The 20,401-nt window shown below is 73.0% G+C and carries 18 protein-coding genes and 1 riboswitch; of the genes, 8 read left to right on the top strand and 10 right to left on the bottom strand.

Annotated elements, in window-relative coordinates; all coding sequences use genetic code 11:
• The first annotated feature begins 52 nt into the window (after positions 1 to 52).
• Positions 53 to 1,030 (top strand): SURF1 family protein, encoded by a 978-nt coding sequence (locus ACFWGN_RS05910; protein WP_377616106.1) that lies wholly within the window; start codon positions 53 to 55, stop codon positions 1,028 to 1,030.
• On the opposite strand, the gene ACFWGN_RS05905 is transcribed toward ACFWGN_RS05910, so the two are convergent.
• From ACFWGN_RS05905 to ACFWGN_RS05885, 5 genes are all read right to left on the bottom strand, one after another.
• A complete protein-coding gene (locus tag ACFWGN_RS05905) occupies positions 1,011 to 1,715 on the bottom strand; it encodes a YceI family protein (protein WP_377616105.1) in 705 nt (234 codons plus the stop codon). The genes ACFWGN_RS05910 and ACFWGN_RS05905 overlap by 20 nt on opposite strands.
• A gap of 253 nt (positions 1,716 to 1,968) precedes the next feature.
• Complete coding sequence (locus ACFWGN_RS05900) at positions 1,969 to 3,003, bottom strand: NAD(P)-binding protein (RefSeq protein WP_377616104.1); 1,035 nt, start codon at positions 3,001 to 3,003, stop codon at positions 1,969 to 1,971.
• 9 nt (positions 3,004 to 3,012) lie between these two features.
• Positions 3,013 to 3,606: a hypothetical protein gene (locus ACFWGN_RS05895; protein ID WP_377616103.1), complete on the bottom strand. Its 594-nt coding sequence runs from the start codon at positions 3,604 to 3,606 to the stop codon at positions 3,013 to 3,015.
• Positions 3,607 to 3,736: 130 nt separating this feature from the next.
• A complete protein-coding gene (locus ACFWGN_RS05890) occupies positions 3,737 to 5,470 on the bottom strand; it encodes an ABC transporter ATP-binding protein (RefSeq protein WP_377616102.1) in 1,734 nt (577 codons plus the stop codon).
• Positions 5,467 to 7,329 carry an ABC transporter ATP-binding protein gene (locus ACFWGN_RS05885; RefSeq protein ID WP_377616101.1) on the bottom strand — a complete coding sequence of 621 codons (1,863 nt, stop codon included), beginning with the start codon at positions 7,327 to 7,329 and terminating at the stop codon, positions 5,467 to 5,469. Before ACFWGN_RS05885 ends, ACFWGN_RS05890 begins: the two co-directional genes overlap by 4 nt.
• Before the next feature lie 58 nt (positions 7,330 to 7,387).
• Between ACFWGN_RS05885 and ACFWGN_RS05880 the strand changes: the two genes are divergently transcribed.
• Together ACFWGN_RS05880 and moeB are read left to right on the top strand one after the other, a co-directional pair.
• The gene (locus ACFWGN_RS05880; RefSeq protein ID WP_377616100.1) at positions 7,388 to 7,825 is read left to right on the top strand and encodes a DUF3817 domain-containing protein; all 438 of its coding nucleotides are present in this window, start codon (positions 7,388 to 7,390) and stop codon (positions 7,823 to 7,825) included.
• Positions 7,822 to 9,222, top strand: coding sequence for a molybdopterin-synthase adenylyltransferase MoeB (moeB, locus tag ACFWGN_RS05875; protein WP_377616099.1), 1,401 nt, complete (start codon positions 7,822 to 7,824; stop codon positions 9,220 to 9,222). The genes ACFWGN_RS05880 and moeB overlap by 4 nt, the downstream gene beginning before the upstream one ends.
• A gap of 93 nt (positions 9,223 to 9,315) precedes the next feature.
• Here the strand turns inward: moeB and ACFWGN_RS05870 are convergent, their stop codons facing one another.
• The 3 genes from ACFWGN_RS05870 to thiO form a co-directional block, all read right to left on the bottom strand.
• On the bottom strand, positions 9,316 to 10,218 hold the full coding sequence (locus tag ACFWGN_RS05870; protein WP_377616309.1) for a thiazole synthase: 903 nt from the start codon (positions 10,216 to 10,218) through the stop codon (positions 9,316 to 9,318).
• 103 nt (positions 10,219 to 10,321) lie between these two features.
• Positions 10,322 to 10,606 (bottom strand): sulfur carrier protein ThiS, encoded by a 285-nt coding sequence (thiS, locus tag ACFWGN_RS05865; RefSeq protein ID WP_377616098.1) that lies wholly within the window; start codon positions 10,604 to 10,606, stop codon positions 10,322 to 10,324.
• A 65-nt stretch (positions 10,607 to 10,671) separates the two neighbouring features.
• Positions 10,672 to 12,003, bottom strand: a complete 1,332-nt coding sequence (thiO, locus tag ACFWGN_RS05860) for a glycine oxidase ThiO (RefSeq protein WP_377616097.1) — start codon at positions 12,001 to 12,003, stop codon at positions 10,672 to 10,674.
• Positions 12,004 to 12,009: 6 nt separating this feature from the next.
• Positions 12,010 to 12,087: riboswitch (TPP riboswitch) on the bottom strand.
• 210 nt (positions 12,088 to 12,297) lie between these two features.
• Between thiO and ACFWGN_RS05855 the strand changes: the two genes are divergently transcribed.
• The 4 genes from ACFWGN_RS05855 to guaA all read left to right on the top strand — a co-directional run bounded on the left by ACFWGN_RS05855 (position 12,298) and on the right by guaA (position 17,126).
• Positions 12,298 to 12,753, top strand: coding sequence for a DUF6220 domain-containing protein (locus tag ACFWGN_RS05855; protein ID WP_377616095.1), 456 nt, complete (start codon positions 12,298 to 12,300; stop codon positions 12,751 to 12,753).
• Between the two features lie 2 nt (positions 12,754 to 12,755).
• The gene (locus tag ACFWGN_RS05850; protein ID WP_377616093.1) at positions 12,756 to 14,756 is read left to right on the top strand and encodes a multicopper oxidase family protein; all 2,001 of its coding nucleotides are present in this window, start codon (positions 12,756 to 12,758) and stop codon (positions 14,754 to 14,756) included.
• Positions 14,757 to 14,787: 31 nt separating this feature from the next.
• On the top strand, positions 14,788 to 15,474 hold the full coding sequence (thiE, locus tag ACFWGN_RS05845) for a thiamine phosphate synthase (RefSeq protein ID WP_377616092.1): 687 nt from the start codon (positions 14,788 to 14,790) through the stop codon (positions 15,472 to 15,474).
• 74 nt (positions 15,475 to 15,548) lie between these two features.
• Positions 15,549 to 17,126, top strand: coding sequence for a glutamine-hydrolyzing GMP synthase (gene guaA, locus ACFWGN_RS05840; RefSeq protein ID WP_377616091.1), 1,578 nt, complete (start codon positions 15,549 to 15,551; stop codon positions 17,124 to 17,126).
• 242 nt (positions 17,127 to 17,368) lie between these two features.
• On the opposite strand, the gene ACFWGN_RS05835 is transcribed toward guaA, so the two are convergent.
• Together ACFWGN_RS05835 and ACFWGN_RS05830 are read right to left on the bottom strand one after the other, a co-directional pair.
• Complete coding sequence (locus ACFWGN_RS05835) at positions 17,369 to 17,953, bottom strand: restriction endonuclease (RefSeq protein ID WP_377616090.1); 585 nt, start codon at positions 17,951 to 17,953, stop codon at positions 17,369 to 17,371.
• A 179-nt stretch (positions 17,954 to 18,132) separates the two neighbouring features.
• Positions 18,133 to 19,287 carry a glycosyltransferase family 4 protein gene (locus ACFWGN_RS05830; RefSeq protein WP_377616088.1) on the bottom strand — a complete coding sequence of 385 codons (1,155 nt, stop codon included), beginning with the start codon at positions 19,285 to 19,287 and terminating at the stop codon, positions 18,133 to 18,135.
• 140 nt (positions 19,288 to 19,427) lie between these two features.
• Between ACFWGN_RS05830 and ACFWGN_RS05825 the strand changes: the two genes are divergently transcribed.
• Positions 19,428 to 20,180, top strand: a complete 753-nt coding sequence (locus ACFWGN_RS05825) for a hypothetical protein (RefSeq protein WP_377616087.1) — start codon at positions 19,428 to 19,430, stop codon at positions 20,178 to 20,180.
• The last annotated feature ends 221 nt before the right edge of the window (positions 20,181 to 20,401 follow it).

Genomic DNA, 20,401 nt, shown 5'->3' with positions numbered 1-20,401 from the left:
GTCTCCCCGCACGGATTCTCCGGGGCAACTCGCGCCCGGTTACCGTGGGGGCGTGTCCGACCAGGCCTCCCCTCGCCCAGGCTTCTGGGCCGTCGCCCGCAGCCCCCGCATGATCGGCTTCCTGCTGCTCTTCCTCCTCGCGGCGGGCGTGTGCGGCCGCCTCGGAGTGTGGCAGCTCGACCGCGCCTACGAGCGTGCCGAGCTCGCCGAGCAGCACGCCCTCGCGGAGGCCGAGGCCGAGGCGGAGGCCAAGGGACCCGACGGGCTCGGCGAGGTCCTGCCCCCGCAGTCGACCTTCCCGGGCGAGCTCGTGGGGCACAAGGTCTGGGTCGAGGGCGAGTACGAGCCCGAGGGCCAGCTCCTGGTCGCCGGCCGTGCGCTCGACGGCGAGACGGGCTTCCTCGTCCTGACGCCCCTGCGCGTGTCCGACGACGGGACGGACGGCGAGTCGTGGGCCGACCTGTCCGGCCCGCCCGTCGTCCCGGTCGTCCGCGGCTGGGTCCCGACGGCGGACGCTGAGGACGAGGTGGCCCTCGCCGTACCCTCCGGCCAGGTGCGGGTCACCGCCTACCTCCAGGCCTCCGAGGCCGACGGGACCGGGGGCCTGCCCGAGGGACAGACCGACTCGATCTCGTCCGCGGCGCTCGCGAACGCCTGGGGCAACCCCATCTACGGCGGCTACCTCGTCATGATCGACTCCGACCCCGCCCAGCTCGCAGCGGACGAGGGCGGTCCGCGCGTGCTGCCCCGGCCCACGATCGAGGGCGGCACGGGCGTCAACATCCAGAACGCGTTCTATGCGCTCCAGTGGTGGATCTTCGGAGCCTTCGCGGTCCTGCTGTGGGTCCGCCTGGTGCGTGACGAGGCGGCCGGCGGGCGCAAGCGCGGCGACGGCGTCTCGAGCGGGATCGCCGGGCTCCCCGACCTGCCGGTCGCGCCTCGCGAGGCGGCAGGCGAGGCAGCCGGCGAGGCCACAGGCGAGGCGACCGGCGGGGCGTCGGACGGCCCGGTCAGGAACCAGCGGGCGTGAGCTCGAGCAGCAGCTCCACGGTCCCGGCATCCTCGACCGTGACGAACCCGAGGTTCGGCGCGCTCACGTCGTAGTCGGAGAACGTCACGGGGATGGATCCGCTGACCTGCGCGCCGTCGCCCACGGTCTGGGCGTCGAGGGTCACGACGACCTCGTGCGAGACGCCCTTGATCGTGAGCGTCCCTGTCGCCTCGACGGTCGCGGTGCCGCTGGCGAGTCCCGACAGGTCCACGGGCGACGACAGGACGAACGTCGCGGTCGGGTGCGCCGAGGTGTCGAGGATCCCGAGGAACTGCCGGTCGCGGCCCGAGTCGTCGGTCGCGATCGTGGTCATGTCGACCTCGACGCTGGCCGCGGTGAGCACGCCGCCCTCGACCGTCACCTCGCCGCGCACGTCGCTCGTGCGACCGACGACGGTCACGTCCTGTCCCGAGAGGACCTCGTCGACCCGGTACCCGGCCTGCGACCCGGTGTCGACCGCGTAGACGCCGTCGGCGACGGGGCCGGTGGCCGTGCTGCCGGCGTCGTCGGCGGAGTCCGACGACCCGCTCGGAGCGGGCGACGTGAGGGCGAGAGGTGCTGCCTCGGTCCCGGCCTGCGAGCGGGCGTAGACCCAGGTGCCGCCCAGGAGCAGCGCGCCGCACAGCAGCACGATCCCGATGGTCAGTGCGACGGTCTTCTTCATGCGGCCCAGCTCCCTAGTTGAACGGTCAACTAAGCCTTGCCGGGTTTCCTGGGGATTGCCTGGGAGCGGGGCGTCGGGAGTGCTGTGAACCTGGTTGCCGTGCCGAGGGTTGGCGACTTCTCCTGATGCCAGGCGCGCCCGAGCCGCGCGCCGCTTCCCCGGCGGCGGCACGTTCCTCGCACTCACCGATCTCCGCGTTGCCTTTGTCCCGAGCGTGCAGCGGCCGGGTGTCGCCCTCTATCGCGCCGTGCAGTCAGCGGCGGATGCTGACCACGCTCGTGTTCAGCTTGATGTTCATGTTGCGCTTCTTGACCATCTGATCCCAGACGTCTTCCCAGCCCTTCTGCCAGGCCGTGACGCCGCTCGACTCGCCAAAGGGTTGTGCCATGTCCGGCATGACCCACACGAGGCCGTAGTACGCAGGGATCTTGTCGAGATCGCCATAACCCTGCACCTGATAGGCGTACATCAGATAGCCCTTCAACGCGCCCATCTTGTTGTCGTCAAGATATTGCGCGAAGCTCTTCGAAAAGATGCCGTGCGGGTCGCCGACAGGCTTCGAGACCGGCATGACGCCGTCGACGGTGCCGAAGATCTCCCAGCGCAGGCGGACGTAGATCGCGGCGGCGGCCAGCAGCTCGGCGTAGGCGAGGTCCTGCTCCACCTTGCTGCACGGCCAACCGAAACCGAGATACTGGCACGCGACCATGAGTCCGTAGTCGCCGAAAGCCATGACCGTCTCGTTCGGCGGCGTGCCGACGACTATGCCTCGTTCGGTCCCGTGCGCGACGGCCACGCGCTTGTTGCCGACGGTGAACTCGGAGAGCGCTTGCACCATCTCGTCGTACGCCGGCGACAGGTAGCACGTGCCGAGCTCGGCGATCGAGGTGACGCCCTGGTCCGGCACCTGCAACGAATGCGTCTTGCCGGCGAACCTGTTCGTCTTCTCCAGCAGGGTGATGTTGGTGAAGCCCGAGTCGATGAAGCGCTGCGCGAAGAGCAACCCGCTCACTCCCGCACCGATGACGACGATGGCGCTGTCCTTGGCTGCCGACAGCAGGGCGGGCTTGGCGTCGAGCAGGATGTTCAGATACGACCAGCAGTGCAGGACGGACTCGAAGCACGTCGACGCGTGGACGTACACCGTGTCGTTCGCGCCCTGCATGTCGAGCCATCGCCACGGAGCCCCGGCTTCGAGCGCGCCGGAGAAGAACTGGTTGAAGTAGGGCGTCTGCAACGGGTTCACGGCCGGGTGGATCTCGCCGTTCTGATTTTCTTCGACCTGCACGATCTCGTACTATCCGGGCCGGAACGGCCACCACGAAGGAGGGTCGTCCAAGAATGCCTTTCGCTGTGCGGCGAGGGTGCCGGGATCCGACTCGCCGTTGATCCCTACCATCTGGTATATCGTGACGACGTTGGTCGCGGCGCGGTTCGCGGCGGGAAGGCCCCACTGTTTTGCCGTCTCGTTGCGATACCCCTGCACGAGGCCGGTCTGGGACTCGACGATGTCCGGAGCGAGGATGACGACCCGATCTTGCGCCCTGCGCGGAGAGACTCGCAGACAGGTCGTGTAGAAGGTGAAGTTGCGGAGCGAATTCAGCAGCGCTCGCTCTTCGCGCGTATAGTCCATGACCGGCTCGAGCTCGCGCGGATCGCAGGCGATCACGAGAAGCGCCGGATTGACGACGACGTGGTTTCCACCGGTTCGATAAACCAGCTCCATCGATTCCACCTCCGCGGTCACGCTATCACCGGGCCGGTTCCATGGCGCGAGCAGCGCTCGCCAGGTCATGGCGGCGACGACCGGACGATTGATATCCCGCAGTGTCCTGCGATATTTGCGGCGACCCCTGTGCTCAGGTCGCTGATCCTGAATCGTTGTCGCCACGTCCGGCGTGCCGGGCCGCCGCGCAGAAGGTGCAGAGGGGCGTGACCGGGATCCGGTCACGCCCCGAGAGGTGCGCGCACGCGTCGTGAGCTGCCCTCGCGGTGGGAGGTGGCTCAGCGCGCAGGTGCGGCTATTCCTGCTGCCAGGACTTCCAGAGCCGGGCGTAGTCGCCGCCTGCGGCGACGAGCTCGTCGTGCGGGCCGATCTCGGTGATGCGGCCCCCGTCGACGACCGCGACCCGGTCGGCGTCGTGCGCGGTGTGCAGACGGTGCGCGATCGCGACGACCGTGCGCCCCTCGAGCACCGCGTTGAGCGAGCGCTCGAGGTGCCGGGCTGCTCGCGGGTCCAGCAGCGAGGTGGCCTCGTCGAGGATCAGCGTGTGCGGGTCCAGCAGGACGAGCCGCGCGAGCGCCACCTGCTGCGCCTGCGCGGGGGTCAGCACGTGCCCTCCCGAGCCGACCCCGGTCGCGAGCCCCTCCGGCAGGGACTCGACCCAGCCGCGGGCGTCAACCGCGGCCAGTGCGGCGAGCAGCTGCTCGTCGTCGGCCTTCTCGTCGGCCAGGCGGAGGTTGTCCGCGAGCGAGCCCACGAACACGTGGTGCTCCTGGGTGACCAGGGCGACGTGGCGGCGCAGGTCGTCGAGCGGCAGGTCGACCAGGTCGACACCGCCCACCTGGACCGACCCGCCCGTGGGCGGGTGGATGCCCGCGAGCATGCGTCCCAGGGTCGACTTGCCCGCGCCCGAGGGGCCGACCACGGCGAGGCGTTCGCCGACCCGCAGGTCCAGGTCGATCCCGTGCAGCACGTTGTGCCCCGCGCGGTAGGCGTACTCGACCTTGCAGGCCACGACGTGCTCGTCGGTGGGGACCTCGTCCCCGGCCTCGCGGTCGCTGTCGACGAGCTTGACGCCGACGATGCGGGCGAGCGAGGTCGCGGCGACCTGGATCTCGTCGAGCCAGAAGATGAGCTCCCACACGGGCCCCGCGAGCTGGAACGCGTACATCGCGATGGTCGTCACGGCGCCGAGCGTCGCGTGCCCCGTGGAGATCATGTAGCCGCCCCACACGATGACCGCGACGGGCGCGAGGACGAACGTGAAGTCGACCGCGGGGAAGAGCACGGTCCGCAGGTTCAGCGTGTACCTCTCGGCCGCGAAGGCCTCGCGCAGGTCCGCCTGGACCCGGGCCCGGCGGCGTGCGCCGAGCCGCAGGGCGTCGACCGTCCGCGCACCCTCGACCGACTCGGTGATGGTGCCGTTGAGCGCCGCGTAGGCCGCGGACTCGCGCTGGTAGCCCGGAGAGGCCCGGCGCAGGTACCAGCGCGAGACGACGACCATGAGCGGCACGCCCACGAACAGCGCGACCGCGACGAGCGGCGACGTGAGCAGGCTCGCGACGACCGTGAGCAGGATCGTCACGACCGCGACGATCAGGCGCGGCACGCCGAACCGCACGGCGTGCTGGATGCGGTTGACGTCGTTCGTGGTGCGCGCGACGAGGTCGCCCGTGCCCGCGCGCTCGACGGTCGACAGCGGCAGCGTCGTGACGGTCTCGAGGAAGTCCTCGCGGAGCTCGGCGAACACGGCCTCGCCGAAGATCATCGAGGCCTTCTGCGCGTAGCGGATGAGCACGGCCTGGACGATCACCGCGACCACGCCGATCGCGATGACCTGGTTCACGTATCCGGCCGTGGTGCCCTGGGTCACGGCGTCGACGAGCCGGCCCAGGATCCACGGTCCCGCGAGCCCGGCGACCGCGGCGACGGTGTGCAGGACCGCGAGACCGATCAGCGTCCCACGGTGCTCGCGGACCAGGTAGGCGGTGTGCTTGCGGACGGTGGGGCCGTCGGCGATGGGCAGCTTCATGACACGCCCTTCGAGGCGTCGGAGAGCTCGGGGGAGCTCGAGGTCAGGTGGTCGGTCCCGTGCGCGCCCTCGACGTCCTCGCCGGGCGGCGTGGCGGCGGGCTCGTCCATCGAGCGCCCGACGACGGCACGGTAGCGAGCGGCCTGCTCGCCCTGGTGCGCGCCGCGGGGCCGGTGCAGGAGCTCGCGGTGCGTCCCGTGGGTCACGACGCGGCCGTCCTCGACGAACAGGACGTCGTCCACGTGGTCGAGGACGAGCGGGCTCGCGGTCACGACGAGCGTGGTGCGTCCGCGCCGGACCTCGGCGAGGCGCTCGGCGATGCGGGCCTCGGTGTGGGCGTCGACCGCGCTCGTGGGCTCGATCAGGATCAGGATCTCCGGGTCGGTGAGGATCGCGCGCGCCAGCGCCACGCGCTGTCGCTGGCCGCCGGACAGGGACCGGCCCTTCTCCGGGAGGTCGCCCGCGAGGCCGTCCGGGACCGAGTCCAGGACGTCGTGCGCGTCGGCGATCATGATGGCGCGCATCAGCTCGGCCTCGAGGTTCCCGCCGCGCACGTCGAGCTCCTCGCCGAGCACGCCCGAGAACAGGTGCGGCGTGGCCTCGGCGACGACGATGCGCTCGCGCACCACGTCCTTGTCGAGGTCCGCGAGCCGGACCCCGCCCAGGTGCACGGGCGTGCCCGCCTCCGCGACGTCGTCGAACCGGCCCATGCGCGTGGCGATGCGCGCCGACTCGTCCGGGTCCACGCTCACGAGCGCGACGACCCGGCCGGGTGCGAGCTCGACGCCGCTCGCGTCGTCGACCAGCACCGAACCTGCGGGCGGCGCCGAGGAGGTGCCGGGCGCCGCGCCCGTCGCCGGGACGACCGAGAGGACCTTGATGAGCTTCTTCGCGGCGACGTGCGCACGCGTCGTGGCCTGGAGCGTCTGCGTCGCGATCTGCAGGGGCCACGACAGGAACGCCGCGTAGCCGTAGAACGCCACGAGCTGCCCCGGGCTGATCTCCCCGCGCACCGCGGCGTGCGCGCCCAGGTAGAGGACCAGGGCCACGAACAGCCCCGGCAGCAGGACCTGGAGCGCGTCGAGGTAGGACTGCGTCGTCGCGACGCGCACCCCCGTACGGCGCACGTCCTGCGACTGGGTGCGGTAGCGGTCCGTGAAGACCTTCTCGCCGCCGATGCCGCGCAGGATGCGCAGGCCCGAGACGGTGTCCGCGCCGAGCGTCGTGAGCCGGCCCGAGGCCTCGCGCTGGGCGGCCTGGCGCTGCTGGAGCGGCTTGACGAGGAACGCGAGGATGCCCGCGACGACGGGCAGGCCGAGGACCACGACGAGCCCCAGCTGGAACGAGGTGCTCAGCATGATGCCCGCGACGACCGCGTACGCCATGAGCGAGCCCGCGAACCGCGCCGCGATCGCGTAGACCTCGCCCACGCGCAGCGCGTCTGACGCGACGGCCGAGACGACCTCTCCCGTGGGGAGCTCGTCGGTGATGGTGTGCCCCGAACGGGCCACGGTGTCCCCGACGAGCTGTGAGGTGGTGAAGGCCGCACGCAGCCAGTTCTCGATGTCGAACCGGTGCCCGACCGCGGCGGCGGCCACCTGGACGACGCCGATCCCGAGCATGACCGCGGCCCAGCCCAGCAGGACCGCGCCGAAGCCCTCGGTCAGTCCCTCGTCGAGCGCTCGGCCGAGCACGTAGGGCATGACGGCCTGGCACCCGAACGTGACCATCCCGAGCAGGACGGCGACCGTGAGGATGCCCCACTGGCGGCGGGCGAGCCACCAGAGGAGGGCGCCAGGGCCGGTGAGCGGAGGGGTGCCCGGGTCGGGGAGGGGGAGGGGTCGCACGGTCACTAACATTAGGTGTGGCCACCGACACCGAGCCACGGATTTTCGCACAGCGTAAGGAAACCTTCCCATGACCACGCCCGACCCCGCCGGCACGCAGCAGACCTCCGACGCCGTGGCGCAGGCCCCCGCGCAGGAGGTCGTCGACCGTGCGGTCCGCAAGGCCCGCGGCGCGCTCGCCCGCTACCGCGTGATGGCCCTCATCACCGGTGTGATGCTCCTGATCCTGTGCGTCGAGATGATCGTCAAGTACGGCGTGGGCGCGTTCGTCGACGTCGACGGCGTGATGCGCTTCGTCGGCTGGATCCCGTTCGCGCACGGGTGGGTCTACGTGGTCTACCTCGTCACGGTCCTCGACCTGTGGTCCAAGATGCGCTGGAGCTGGGGCCGACTGACCAGCATGGTGTTCGCCGGTGTCGTGCCGGTCATGTCCTTCATCCTGGAGAAGAAGGTCCACCGCGAGGCCGAGGCCAAGCTCGACGCCCTCGTGGAGCAGTACGCACGATGACCTCGCTGCCGCCGCTGGTCGCGCCCTCGACCGAGCCGCTCGGCCCTGAGGAGCTCGCCCGGTACTCGCGGCACCTCGCGCTGCCGGGCATCGGGATCGAGGGCCAGCAACGGCTGCGCGCCGCGCGCGTCCTGGTCGTGGGCGCGGGCGGGCTGGGCAGCCCCGCGCTGCTCTACCTCGCGGCGGCAGGCGTCGGCACGCTCGGGATCGTCGACGACGACCGCGTCGAGGTCTCCAACCTCCAGCGCCAGGTGATCCACGGCGGCTCGGACGTGGGACGGCCCAAGGTCGCCTCGGCTCGGGACGCGATCGCCGAGGTCAACCCGCACGTGACCGTCCGCCTGCACGAGCAGCGACTCGGCGCGGACAACGTCCTGGACGTCCTGGCCGGCTACGACCTGGTCCTCGACGGGACCGACAACTTCGCGACCCGCTACCTCGTGGGGGACGCCGCGGAGATCGCGGGCATCCCGTGCGTGTGGGGCTCGATCTTCCGGTTCCAGGGCCAGGTCAGCGTCTTCTGGGCGACACCCCCCGGTGGCGAGGGTGTGGTCTACCGCGACGTGTTCCCCGAGCCACCGCCGCCCGGCACGGTCCCCGACTGCGCGACGGGCGGAGTCCTCGGTGCCATGTGCGGGACGATCGGCTCGGTCATGGCGACCGAGGCGGTCAAGCTCGTCACGGGTGCCGGACGCACGCTCCTGGGACGCCTCGCGGTCTACGACTCGCTCGAGCTCACGTGGCGCCACCTCACGGTCCGCGCCGACCCGCAGCGCGTGCCCGTCACCGGGCTGCTGGCCGGGGACCACGCCTACGAGGCGTTCTGCGGGCTGGGCCCGTCCGCCACCCCCGCGACCGTGGCGGGCGTCACGGGCGGCCCGCCGGTCGCCGGCGACCTCTTCTCCGGCCCGACGGCGGAGGGTCGCCTCGTCGTCGACCTCGCCAGGGTGCCGGGGGAGCCGACCACCGCTGGGAACGCGCTCCCGCTCGACGCGGCCGACGCCCTCGGTGCGTCAGTCCCTGGAGGGGGAGCGGCGTCGTCGGGCCGCGTGGGGGCTGAGTCCCCGACGAGCCTGACGGCCCGCGAGCTCGCCGCGCGCCTCGCCGACCCCACCGACGACCTGCTGCTGCTCGACGTGCGCGAGGACTGGGAGACGCAGATCGTGGGGATCGACGGCGCCCGCGTGGTGCCGAGCGGGATCTACGCGGGACCGGGCGCCGGGGCGGCGCTCGCGGACCTGCCGCGGGACCGGACCGTCGCGGTGCTGTGCAAGGTCGGAGGCCGCTCCGACCGCGTCGCGAGCCTCGCACGGGCCGCGGGCGTCGACGCGCGCAACGTCGAGGGCGGGATCCTGGCGTGGGTGCGGGACGTCGAGCCGGGGCGCCCGACGTACTGATCCTCTGATCCTCTGCCGAGGTAGAGGCCTGCCGTCGAGGTAGAGGGCCAGCGCCCTCTACCTCGACGAGAATCCTCTCCCTCGGCGCACCGGTCACAGCGCCAGGTCGAGGTTCCCTCCGCCCAGCACCCCGGCCCCCGTGAGCCCGGCAGGCGACCCGGCGCCGACGGCCCCGGCTCGGCCCACCATCCCGTCGACCGGCGAGCTCGCGAGCGCCTGCTCGCGCCGCGGGATGCGGCCCGCGAGCGCCGCGAGACGACCCGCCTCGACCGCGAGCCGCATGGCCCTGGCCATCCGCACCGGGTCGGCGGCACGCGTGACCGCGGTGGCCAGGAGAACCCCGTCGCACCCGAGCTCCAGGGCGTGCGCGGCCTCCGACGCGGTCCCGATCCCCGCGTCCAGGATCACAGGCACCCGCGCGGCCGACGTGATGGCCGCGATGTTGCGCGGGTTGAGGATGCCGAGCCCCGACCCGATGGGCGCCCCGAGCGGCATGACCGCAGCGCACCCCACGTCCTCGAGGCGCCGCGCGAGGATCGGGTCGTCGTTGGTGTACGGCAGCACGACGAAGCCGTCGCGGACCAGGGTCTCGGCGGCCTGGACGAGCCCGATCGGGTCGGGCAGGAGCGTCACGTCGTCGGCGATCACCTCGAGCTTGACCCAGTCCGTGCCGCACGCCTCGCGCGCGAGGTGGGCCGTGAGGACGGCCTCCTTGGCCGAGAAGCAGCCCGCGGTGTTGGGCAGGGCACGGATGCCGAGGCGCTCGAGCAGCCCCCAGATCCCGGTCTCGCCCGCACCACCGCCCGCACCGCCGCCCGCACCACCGCCCGCACCACCGCCCGCACCACCGCCCGCGCCTGCGGTGCCCGGGCGGGCTCGGTCAGCTGTCGGGCGCACCCTCGCGACGCGGCGCATCGCGACGGTCGTGAGCGCGGTCCCGGACGCCACGAGGGCGTCCTCGAGCGTCAGCAGGTTCGCCGCGCCGCCCGTGCCCATGACCAGGCGGGAGCCGAGGGGGACGCCCGCGACGACGAGAGGGTCCGCTGCCGGGGAACCGGCGTGCGCCGGACCGGGCGCGCCGGTCGTGCCGCGCGCCGCCTCAACCACCCTGCACCGCCGTGACGACCTCGACGCGGTCGCCGTCGCGCAGGGTCGTGGACGGCCACGTGCTGCGGGGGAGCACGGCGTCGTCGATCGCGACCGCGACGCCCCGGGGGACGTCTCCGCTGTCCCCGACGAGCTCGGGCAGCAGCGCGGCCACGAGGGCTGCGACGGTCGTCGGGGCGGTGAGCGGGTGGTGCTCGCCGTTGACGAGGGCGCTCCCGGTCGCGGGCGGGTTCGTGGGCCGCGCACCGGTGGCCGCGGGGAGAGTCGGGTGGGTCATGCGGTCCTCCAGGAGGTGGGTCGCCGAGGTAGAGGTCTGCCGTCGAGGGAGAGGGGCCCGCCCCGCTACCTCGACGCGAGCCTCTGTCTCGCGGGGGTAGGGGTGGGCGAGAAGCGCAGCGGGTCGATCGCCGCGACCGCGGACGGCACCGGCTCCCCGGTCAGGACCGCGTCGATCGCGGCCGCCGTGACGGGAGCGAGCAGCACGCCGTTGCGGTAGTGGCCGGTCGCGAGGACCAGGCCGGGAACGGTGGTGGGCCCCAGGAACGGCATGTTGTCCGGGGTGCCCGGTCGCACGCGCGGCGTGACCTCGACGAGAGCCAGCTCGTCCAGCCCGGGAAGCAGGGCGCGCGCGTCGCGCAGGAGCGCGAAGACGCCGCCCGCGGTCGCACGCCGGTCGTCGGGGTGCTCCTCGCTCGTCGCGCCGACCACGACCTCGCGGTGCCCGTCGGGTCCAGGCGTACGCGGTACGACGTACACCGGACGCCCTTGCACGATCCCGCGCACCACGTGGTCGAGCGTGAACCACGCGGGGGCGTCGAGCCGCAGCGTCTGCCCCTTCACCGGACGGGTCGGGGCGCACACCTCGGGGACGTCCCCGAGCAGGTCGCCCGAGTCCGCGCCCGCCGCGAGGACCACGGTTCCCGCGCGGTGCTCGACCCCCGCGTCGTCGAGGGCTCCGGTCACGGGAGTGCCGAGGCCCGTCGAGCGGAGCAGCCGCACCGCCCGGCGGTGCACGACGGCGGCACGCGGGTCCCGCGCGAGGGCTGCGGTCAGGGCGCGGTGCACCGCGCGCGGGTCGACCTGGTGGTCGCCGGGCGCCCAGAACGCCCCGGCGACGCGCGGACCGACGAGCGGCTCCCGCTCGCGCGCCGCGGCGACCGAGATCTCGGTCGAGTCGAGCCCCCATGCCTCCTGCAGCGCGCGCACGCGGCGCCCGAGCGCGAGGTCGTCGCCGTCGTAGGCCAGCGTGAGGGTCCCGGTCGTCCGCAGGCCCACGCTCAGCCCCGAGTCCGCCTCGAGCTCGGCCGCGAACACCGGCCAGCGCGCCGCGGAGTCGGAGCCCAGGCGCAGCGCGGCCTCCTCGCCGAAGTCGGCCTCGGTCACGGGCGCCAGCATCCCGGCCGCGGCGTGGGTAGCGCCGTCTCCGGGGGAAGGGTCCAGGACGGTGACGCGCAGGCCCGCGCGAGAGGCCCGCCAGGCCGCGGTGAGCCCCACGATGCCGCCGCCCACGACGAGGACGTCCGTGGCGCCGTCGGGCCTCTCGTCCGTGGTCCTCCGGTGGGCGGGCGCGGCTCGCCCCACCGCGCCCGACGGCGGCACGCCCCGCGGGCTCTCGCCGCGCCCCGGTGGGCGCGCGGGCAGTGCAGGGTGGTCGGTGGACAGGGCTGCGCACATGCGCTCGCTCCCTTCGCTGGCATGACCCAGATCAGGTTCGACGGTCGGCTCTCGCCCTCTCAGCCCCGTGCGGGGCTCCCGTGCTTCGCGGCCACCCTACAACGCACGCGTCCGGTCGCCGACCGTGTATCAACCGGGGCGTTGCCGACCTCTCTCGGTGTATCCGCTGGGACATCCGACTCCCGTGCGTGCGACCTCCCTCCAGGGACGGCCTCCCCGAGCGGTCGAGCATCGACCGCCCCGCCGCGGACCCGAGCGGCCCGCCCACCTTCCCCGCTTCAGGTGGAGCTCCTCATGCGCAAGACATTCCTCGTGATCAGCGTCCTCGTGGTCGTCGCCGTGGTCATGCAGTTCTACTTCGCCGCCGTCGGCGTGTTCAGCGACCCCGACGACGAGCTCTTCGCGATCCACGGGACGAGCGGCCGCATCGTGCTGCCCCTGCTGATGATCCTGTCGATCGTGTTCGCCGCCCTCGCCAAGGCCGGGAGACGCACCGTGTGGCTGGCCGTGCTCGGGTTCGGCCTCCTGCTGTTCCAGACGATCCTGTTCATCCTCACCGGAGTCCTCACGGGGTCGGAGCCGCCCCCCGGTGAGATCACCACGGCGGGCACCGTCATGCTCGGCTTCCACGCCCTCAACGGGCTCGCGATCCTCGGCGTCACGGGGACCGTCGCGTCCAGGGCTCGGGCGCTCGTGATGGAAGGGCGCGTGCCCAGCCCGGCGTCGACCACCGCCCCCGGGAACGTCTGACGGTGACCGTCCCCGCCCTCCAGCTCGTCTACCTGGTCCTCGCCCTCGCGGGCGGGGCCGGGTGGGTGCTCGCCGCGCTCCGGCCGCGGCGCGGCCCGTGGGTCGCGCTCGCGACCGTGGCGCTCGTGCTGCGTGTCGGGGTCGTGGTCCTGCTGGGCGGGCACGGGTGGTGGTTCGTCCAGGAGAAGGTGCTCGTCGGGCTCCCGCTCGCCGTCGGCGGGGCGGTGCTCGCGCTCGTCGTGCTCGTCGTCGGCAGGGGCCGTCCAGCGATGCCGGCGCGCCAGGCCTGCCTCCTCGGGGCGGCGTACGCCACCGCCGGGGAGCTGGTCCTCGTGCTGGTGGTCGGCTACCCCGTCGGGCCCCTCAGCGGGGGCGTCGTCGTGCTCCTCGTCGCGGCCGCGACCCTCGTGACGTGGCTCGTGCTCGCCGGGCGTGACGCGGGCGTCGTGCGGGGCGTGAGCCTCGCCGCGGCGTTCGTGCTGCTCCTGCCGCTCGGGCTCGCCTGGTGGGCGAGCCGGGCAGAGGTGCATCTCGAGGTGGTCGGTCCCGGTGCCGTCGGGGCCGCGGGCGCCGCAGCCCCGGGCACGGGAGCGCACACCGGGAGCGGACACGCCGCGGACGAGCCCGCGACCGACGAGCTCTCGGCTGCGGGCGGCGGCGCCCCGACCGTGGACGTGACCGAGCTCCGGACCCCCGCGGACGTTCCCGGGCAGCGGGTGCCGGTGACCCTCACGGCCCGCGAGTCGGACCTGACCCTCCCGTCGGGAGAGGTGGTGCAGGCCTGGAGCTTCGGCTCCCTGCCGGGGCCCGAGATCCGGGCCCAGGTCGGGCAGGTCGTCGAGGTCGAGCTCCACAACGAGGACGTCCGGGCGGGCGTCAGCGTGCACTGGCACGGCTACGACGTGCCCAACGGCGAGGACGGGGTCGCGGGCGTGACGCAGGACGCCGTCCTGCCCGGGCGGTCCTTCACCTACCGGTTCGTCGCGGACCAGCCCGGGACGTACTGGTACCACACGCACCAGAGCTCGTCCGACGGGGTGCGCCGGGGGCTCTTCGGCACGCTCGTCGTGCTCCCGGCCTCGGGCCCGGTCGCCGACCTCGACCTGGTGCTCCCGGTCCACACCCTCAGCGGCACGACGACGCTCGCGGGCAGCGACGAGGTCGAGCAGCTCGCGGCCACGCCCGGGCAACGGGTACGGCTGCGGCTCCTCGACGCCGACCAGGTGCCGCACCGGATCGGGGTGGACGGGGCCGGCTTCCGTGTGGTCGCCGTCGACGGCACGGACGTTCCCGGCGCCGAGGAGGTGAGCGGCCTCGCGCTGCGCGTCCCGGCGGGAGGCCGCTACGACGTCGAGCTCACCATGCCCTCCCACCCCGTGCGCCTGGCGGTCGACGGCGAGGAGGACATCGGCCTGGAGCTCGTGCCCGACGCCGGGGCGGGCGCCGACGCCGACGCCGCCCCGGGGGACGCGGACCGGTGGGCCGTCCCCGACGAGGACCTCGACCTGCTGGCCTACGGTTCGCCGCCCGAGGGCGGGGCCGGGGCCGGACCTGGCACCGCACCCGCACCCGACGTGACCGCGACGCTCGTCCTGGACCGCCTGCCACGGTTCGACGGCGGCGTGCCGGTGTACGGGTACACGATCGACGGGAAGGTGTACCCCCACGTCCCCTCGACCGTCGTCGACGAGGGGGACCGCGTCCTCCTGCGCATCGTGAACCGGAGCTCGGAGACCCACCCCATGCACCCGCACGGGCACCACGTCAGGGTGCTCTCGGTCGACGGGCGGGAACCGACCGGCGCCGCGGTGCTGCGCGACACGTTCGACGTCCGTCCGGGCGAGGTCTGGGAGGTCGAGCTCCTCGCCGACAACCCGGGGATCTGGATGGACCACTGCCACAACCTCGACCACGCCGCGCAGGGCATGGTGACCCACCTCGTGTACCGGGGAGTGACCACGCCCTTCCGGCACGGAGGGTCCACCGGGAACGCACCCGAGTGACCGACCGGTCCGCGCGGCCTACCCTGGGCGCGTGACGACCACCCACCCCGCGCCCCGCCCCGTCGACACCTCGGCGGGAGACGGCGCCCGCTCCCGGCTCGCGGCCGCCCGGCTGTACCTGTGCACCGACGCGCGCGAGGAGCGCGGAGACCTGGAGGACTTCCTGCACGCGGCGCTCGCGGGCGGCGTCGACGTCGTCCAGCTGCGCGACAAGGGGCTCGACGTCGCGCGCGAGCTCGAGCTCCAGGAGACCGTCGCGCGCGTCGCGACCGAGCACGGGGCCCTGTGGGCCGTCAACGACCGGGCCGACGTCGCGCTGCTCGCCGGGGCACCCGTGGTGCACACGGGCCAGGGCGACCTGCCCGTGCCCGCGGTCCGGTCCCTCCTGGGGCAGGGCCCGGTGCTGGGCCGTTCGACGCACTCGCTCGCGCAGGCGGCGGCCGCCGAGGCCGACCCCGAGGTCGACTACTTCTGCGTGGGCCCGCTCTGGGCCACGCCGACCAAGCCGGGGCGCGACGCCGTCGGGCTCGACCTGCTGCGAGAGGTCGCCGCGTCGGCGCCGACCACGCCGTGGTTCGCGATCGGGGGCGTCGACCCGGCCCGCCTCGACCAGGTGCTCGCCGCGGGGGCCGAGCGCATCGTCGTGGTCCGCGCGATCACGGGCGCGGCCGACCCCGAGCGGGCTGCTCGCGAGCTGCGCGAGCGGCTGCCCGCCTGACCCGGCGAAGTGATCCCCGTCGCACGTCGTGGACCGATGCCGGGGATCGGCGCCGAGCCAACTATCCTGGGGTGGTGACACCCACCCCCTCAGCCCCCCGGCCCGTATTGGTCGTCGACTTCGGCGCACAGTACGCCCAGCTGATCGCGCGTCGCGTGCGTGAGGCCAAGGTGTACTCGGAGATCGTCCCCCACACCTTCACCGTCGAGCAGATGCTCGCCAAGAACCCGGCAGCGATCATCCTGTCCGGTGGTCCGTCGTCCGTGTACGCGCAGGGCGCGCCCTTCGTGGACCCCGCGCTGTTCGAGGCAGGCGTGCCCGTCCTCGGCATCTGCTACGGCTTCCAGGCCATGGCCCAGGCGCTCGGCGGCAAGGTCGCGCAGACCGGCCTCAGCGAGTACGGCGGCACCGAGGTCGAGGTGTGCTCCGCGGGCGTCCTGCTCGCCGAGACCCCCGACCACCAGACCACGTGGATGAGCCACGGCGACGCCGTGCACGCGGCGCCCGAGGGCTTCGAGGTCCTCGCGACGTCGTCCGGCTCCCCGGTCGCGGCCTTCGAGGACACCAGCCGGCGCCTGTACGGCGTGCAGTGGCACCCCGAGGTCAAGCACTCCGCGCACGGCCAGGCCGTGCTCGAACGCTTCCTGTACGAGGGCGCAGGCCTCGCCGGCGACTGGACCCCGGGCAACGTCATCGCGGACCAGATCGCGCTCATCCGCGAGCAGGTCGGCGACGCACGCGTCATCTGCGGCCTGTCCGGCGGCGTCGACTCCTCGGTCGCCGCGGCACTCGTCCAGCAGGCCGTAGGCGACCAGCTCACGTGCGTGTTCGTCGACCACGGTCTGCTGCGTGCGGGCGAGGTCGAGCAGGTCGAGCGCGACTTCGTGGCCGCCACGGGCGTCAAGCTCGTCGTCATGGACGAGAAGCAGCGCTTCCTCTCGGCGCTCGCGGGCCACTCGGACCCCGAGACCAAGCGCAAGATCATCGGCCGCGAGTTCATCCGCGCGTTCGAGCAGGCTGCGCGCGACATCGTCGCGGACGCGGGCGAGCACGGCGGTGAGGTCAAGTTCCTCGTGCAGGGCACCCTGTACCCGGACGTCGTCGAGTCCGGCGGCGGCGAGGGCACCGCGAACATCAAGAGCCACCACAACGTGGGCGGCCTGCCCGACGACCTGCAGTTCTCGCTCGTCGAGCCGCTGCGAGCCCTGTTCAAGGACGAGGTCCGCGCCGTGGGGCGCGAGCTCGGCGTACCCGAGGTCATCGTGGCCCGTCAGCCGTTCCCCGGCCCCGGGCTCGGCATCCGCATCGTCGGCGAGGTCACGGCCGAGCGCCTGGAGATCCTGCGCGCGGCGGACGCGATCGCGCGCGAGGAGCTCACCAAGGCCGGGCTGGACGACGAGATCTGGCAGTGCCCCGTGGTGCTCCTGGCCGACGTCCGCTCGGTCGGCGTCCAGGGCGACGGCCGCACCTACGGTCACCCGATCGTGCTGCGCCCCGTGTCCTCGGAGGACGCCATGACCGCGGACTGGACGCGCCTGCCGTACGACGTGCTCGCGATCATCTCGACGCGCATCACGAACGAGGTCAAGGACGTCAACCGCGTCGTGCTCGACGTGACGAGCAAGCCGCCGGGCACCATCGAGTGGGAGTGACCTCCCGCTGAGCCGCGAAGGGCCGGCCGCGCAGAGCGATCTGCGGGGCCGGCCCTTCGGCGTTCCTGGGGATGCTCGTTGTCGTCGCGGCGGGTTCGGGGGCGGCAGGGGACGTGCTCGCTCGCGTGCGGAACAGAGGTCCAGGGGTGAGGGTGTTTTCTACGGAGCCACGACGATCGTTGCGGCTCCGCAGAATCACCTTGCGCCGTCGGAGCGCGCGTCGACTCAGGGCGCCTGACGCCTCATCGTGGACGGTTCGCGCACGGGCAGCGGACGTCCGGCGGCGTCGTGCACCGCAGCCCGCGCTGTGCCAGGGTCCGCGCGGTGGTTCCCACTGGGGCGACATCGCGCGCCTGGGCGTCGTAGACGAACAACGCGACGAGTGTTCGATCAGCGAACTCCACAGCAGCATCGGTGTACCGCCCCGAGGTGAAGAACAGCGGGGTCAGCTGGTCGGGTCGGGAGGCTCCGAGGAGCTGTTGCACGGCGGGGCGCCCGACCGAGCCTTGGTAGTGCTTCACCTGGGCGGCGTAGTGCCGGCCGACGACGTCGAGCCCCCCATCGTTCGTGGCTTCGGTGGCCTGGGCCGACGTCTCGCCGAGCCAGCGCATGATCTCGGCCACGTGGTGCTCGGCCTCTCGAGGAGTCAAGCGACCAGGATTCCCCGTGGGGCGTCCCGTCCACGTGGACCGGTGACTGAACGAGTGGCGTGCGCGTCGAGGCATGACGATGAAGTAGTGCCACCACCATCCGATGTAGATCCAGTAGGCCGCGAGGAGCGCCAAGGCGATCGGCCACCAGACGGCGATCAAGAAGGTGGCAATCATCCAGTGGTTCCGAGGGAGACGGAACAGTGCGCGCACGGAAACCCGATCTGTGAAGTCACGGCGATGAGGGTGAAACCTGCACAGTGTGCCAGGAGCCGGTGGGCCAGGTCATGATCGTCCGTGGGCGACCAAGTCTGTAGCGCTCGCCCTATACCTCTCCGCGCCCCACAGCCCCGGTTCTAGCCTCGCGCGGCCTTCTCCTCGCGGTATGCCGCCGCCTTCTCGTAGGCCTTCTCGACGTCCGCGAGCACGCTGGGCCACCCGCTCGACGGCCGGACCTCGCGGTTGTGCGCGACGATCCGGTCGAGCAGGCCGTCCTGCGTCGCGAGCCGCACGATCTGCTCGGTCATCTCGGCGTCGTCGGCGGCGAGCAGCCCGTCGACCCCGTCCGTCAGGCGCTCGGCCACCCCGGACTCCGCGCGCGTCACCACCGCGAGCCCCGCGGCCTGGGCCTCGAGCGCCGCGATCCCGAAGGACTCCTGGACGGCCGGTGCCAGGAACACGTCGGCGCGCGAGTAGAGCCGCTTGAGCTCGTGCGCCCCGAGCCGTCCCGGGAGGCTGACCGTCGAGGACAGCCCGTGCTCCTTGACGAAGCGCCGGGCCGCGTCGAGCTCGGGGCCCTCGCCCGCGATCGTCGCGAACAGCGCGTCGTGGGGGAGACGCTCGACGGCCTGCCGGATCGACTCGAGCAGGGGCAGCACGCGCTTGCGCGGCGCGAACCGGGTCGCGGCGACGACGTGGACGGCCTTGCCCTCGCCCCGCGCGTCGCGATCGACGCGCGGCACGGCCCACTCGTCGAGGTCCAGCCCGTTGTGCAGGATCTCGACGGGCACGCCGGGTCCCGCGATGCGCCGCAGCGGCGCCGCGGTCAGCTCGCTCACGGCCGAGAGCAGGATCGGGAGGCGCGACCAGTGCGTGACGCGGTCGAGCGCGGCGAACCACGGTTCGGCCGACCCCCACACGCTGTGCACGGTCAGGACCGCGGGCAGGCCGAGGCGCGCGACGGGCTTCAGCGACGCCTGCACGGACGGCGTCAGGACGCCCATGTGCAGGTGCACGACGTCGGGCCGCGACGCGCGCAGGCGGTGGGTCACGTGGTGGGCGGCGCGGGGATGCACGGGGTAGCCACCAGGGACCCGGGCTGCGACGCGGTGGATCGTGACGCCGTCGTGCACCTCGGTGCTCACCCCGTGCTCGCCCCGCGACGCGGGCGTCGTGGTGACCACCTCGACGACGTGGCCCGCCGCGGCCTGCTGGGCCGCGAGACGGCTCACCTGGGTCTCGATGCCGCCGAGCAGCGGCAGGTAGCAGTCCGTCACATGGGTGATCCTCACCCCCGGATTCTCCCATCGACGGAGTGTCCGACCTGCCCGTGCGTGCGCCGTTTCGACGTCGAACAGACCTTTCGTCCGGCGGAAACGACGAAACGTCGCTACGTTGACACCAAAGATCCGGCTCGGGGAGGGATACCGCAATGTCCAGCACTGTCACGGTTCGGCCCGCGAAGGGCGTAGGAGTCATCGGACTCCTCAGCGTCATCGCGGGAATCGTCATGATCATCGCGGGTGGTGTCACGTGGGGCGTCGTGTCCTCGCAGCTGTCGGCAGAGGACATCACGGTGTCCGACGACGCGTCGTTCCTCGCGGGGACCCACGTCAGCGGCCCGTTCTCCGCCTACGCGCAGGCCGAGGTCATCAACAAGCACGCGCTCGAGATGAGCGACGGCATGACGTACGCGGAGCTCCCGCAGGACGACGAGCGCCGCGCCACGGTCATGAACGCGTCGTTCCTGCGCGCCTCGCTCTTCACCTCGGTCGTCGCGTTCGGCGTCGCGGCCCTCGTGATCGGGCTGGGCATCATGTTCATCCTCATCGGGATCGCGCTCCGCAAGATCGGGAGCGGTCCGGCGGTCGCGGTCGAGACGCCGGGCGGCTACACCTCGGGCGGCGGGCTCTCGTCGGCCGCACCGTCGACCCACACACCGGCGCACGCCGCACCGGCCGCACCCGTGACCCCGGCCCCGACGACGCCGGCACCCACGACGCCGCCGGTCACGCCGCCCACCCGCACCTCGACCCACGCGGCTCCCGTCGAGGAGCCCAAGAGCCCGGGCGTCCCCACGACCCAGGTCCCGCCGGTCGACGAGCCCAAGAGCCCGGGCGTCCCGCCGACCGGTACCGACACGCCTCCCGCCACACCCCCGACGGAGGGCACGGCCCCGCGCTGAGGCACCCCTCGCACGGAAGCACGACGGCGGCGCACCGGTCCTTCGACCGGTGCGCCGCCGTCGTGCTCACCCCTTTCTCCGCCGAGTACGTGGTGGGGGGGGGGCCCCCCCGGCGGGGGGCAGCCCAACCACCCCCACAAAGGAGGGGGGTGACCCGTGCGCAATAGCGCGGGCGGTGCGGCGTGCGCGCGACACCGAAGAGCCGACCACCACCCCCCCGC

It is taken from the genome of Oerskovia sp. NPDC060338, assembly GCF_042726295.1.
Classification (GTDB): domain Bacteria; phylum Actinomycetota; class Actinomycetes; order Actinomycetales; family Cellulomonadaceae; genus Oerskovia; species Oerskovia merdavium.
Note: the sequence above shows the minus strand (reverse complement) of the source record. Positions and strands in the feature narration are given on the sequence as shown.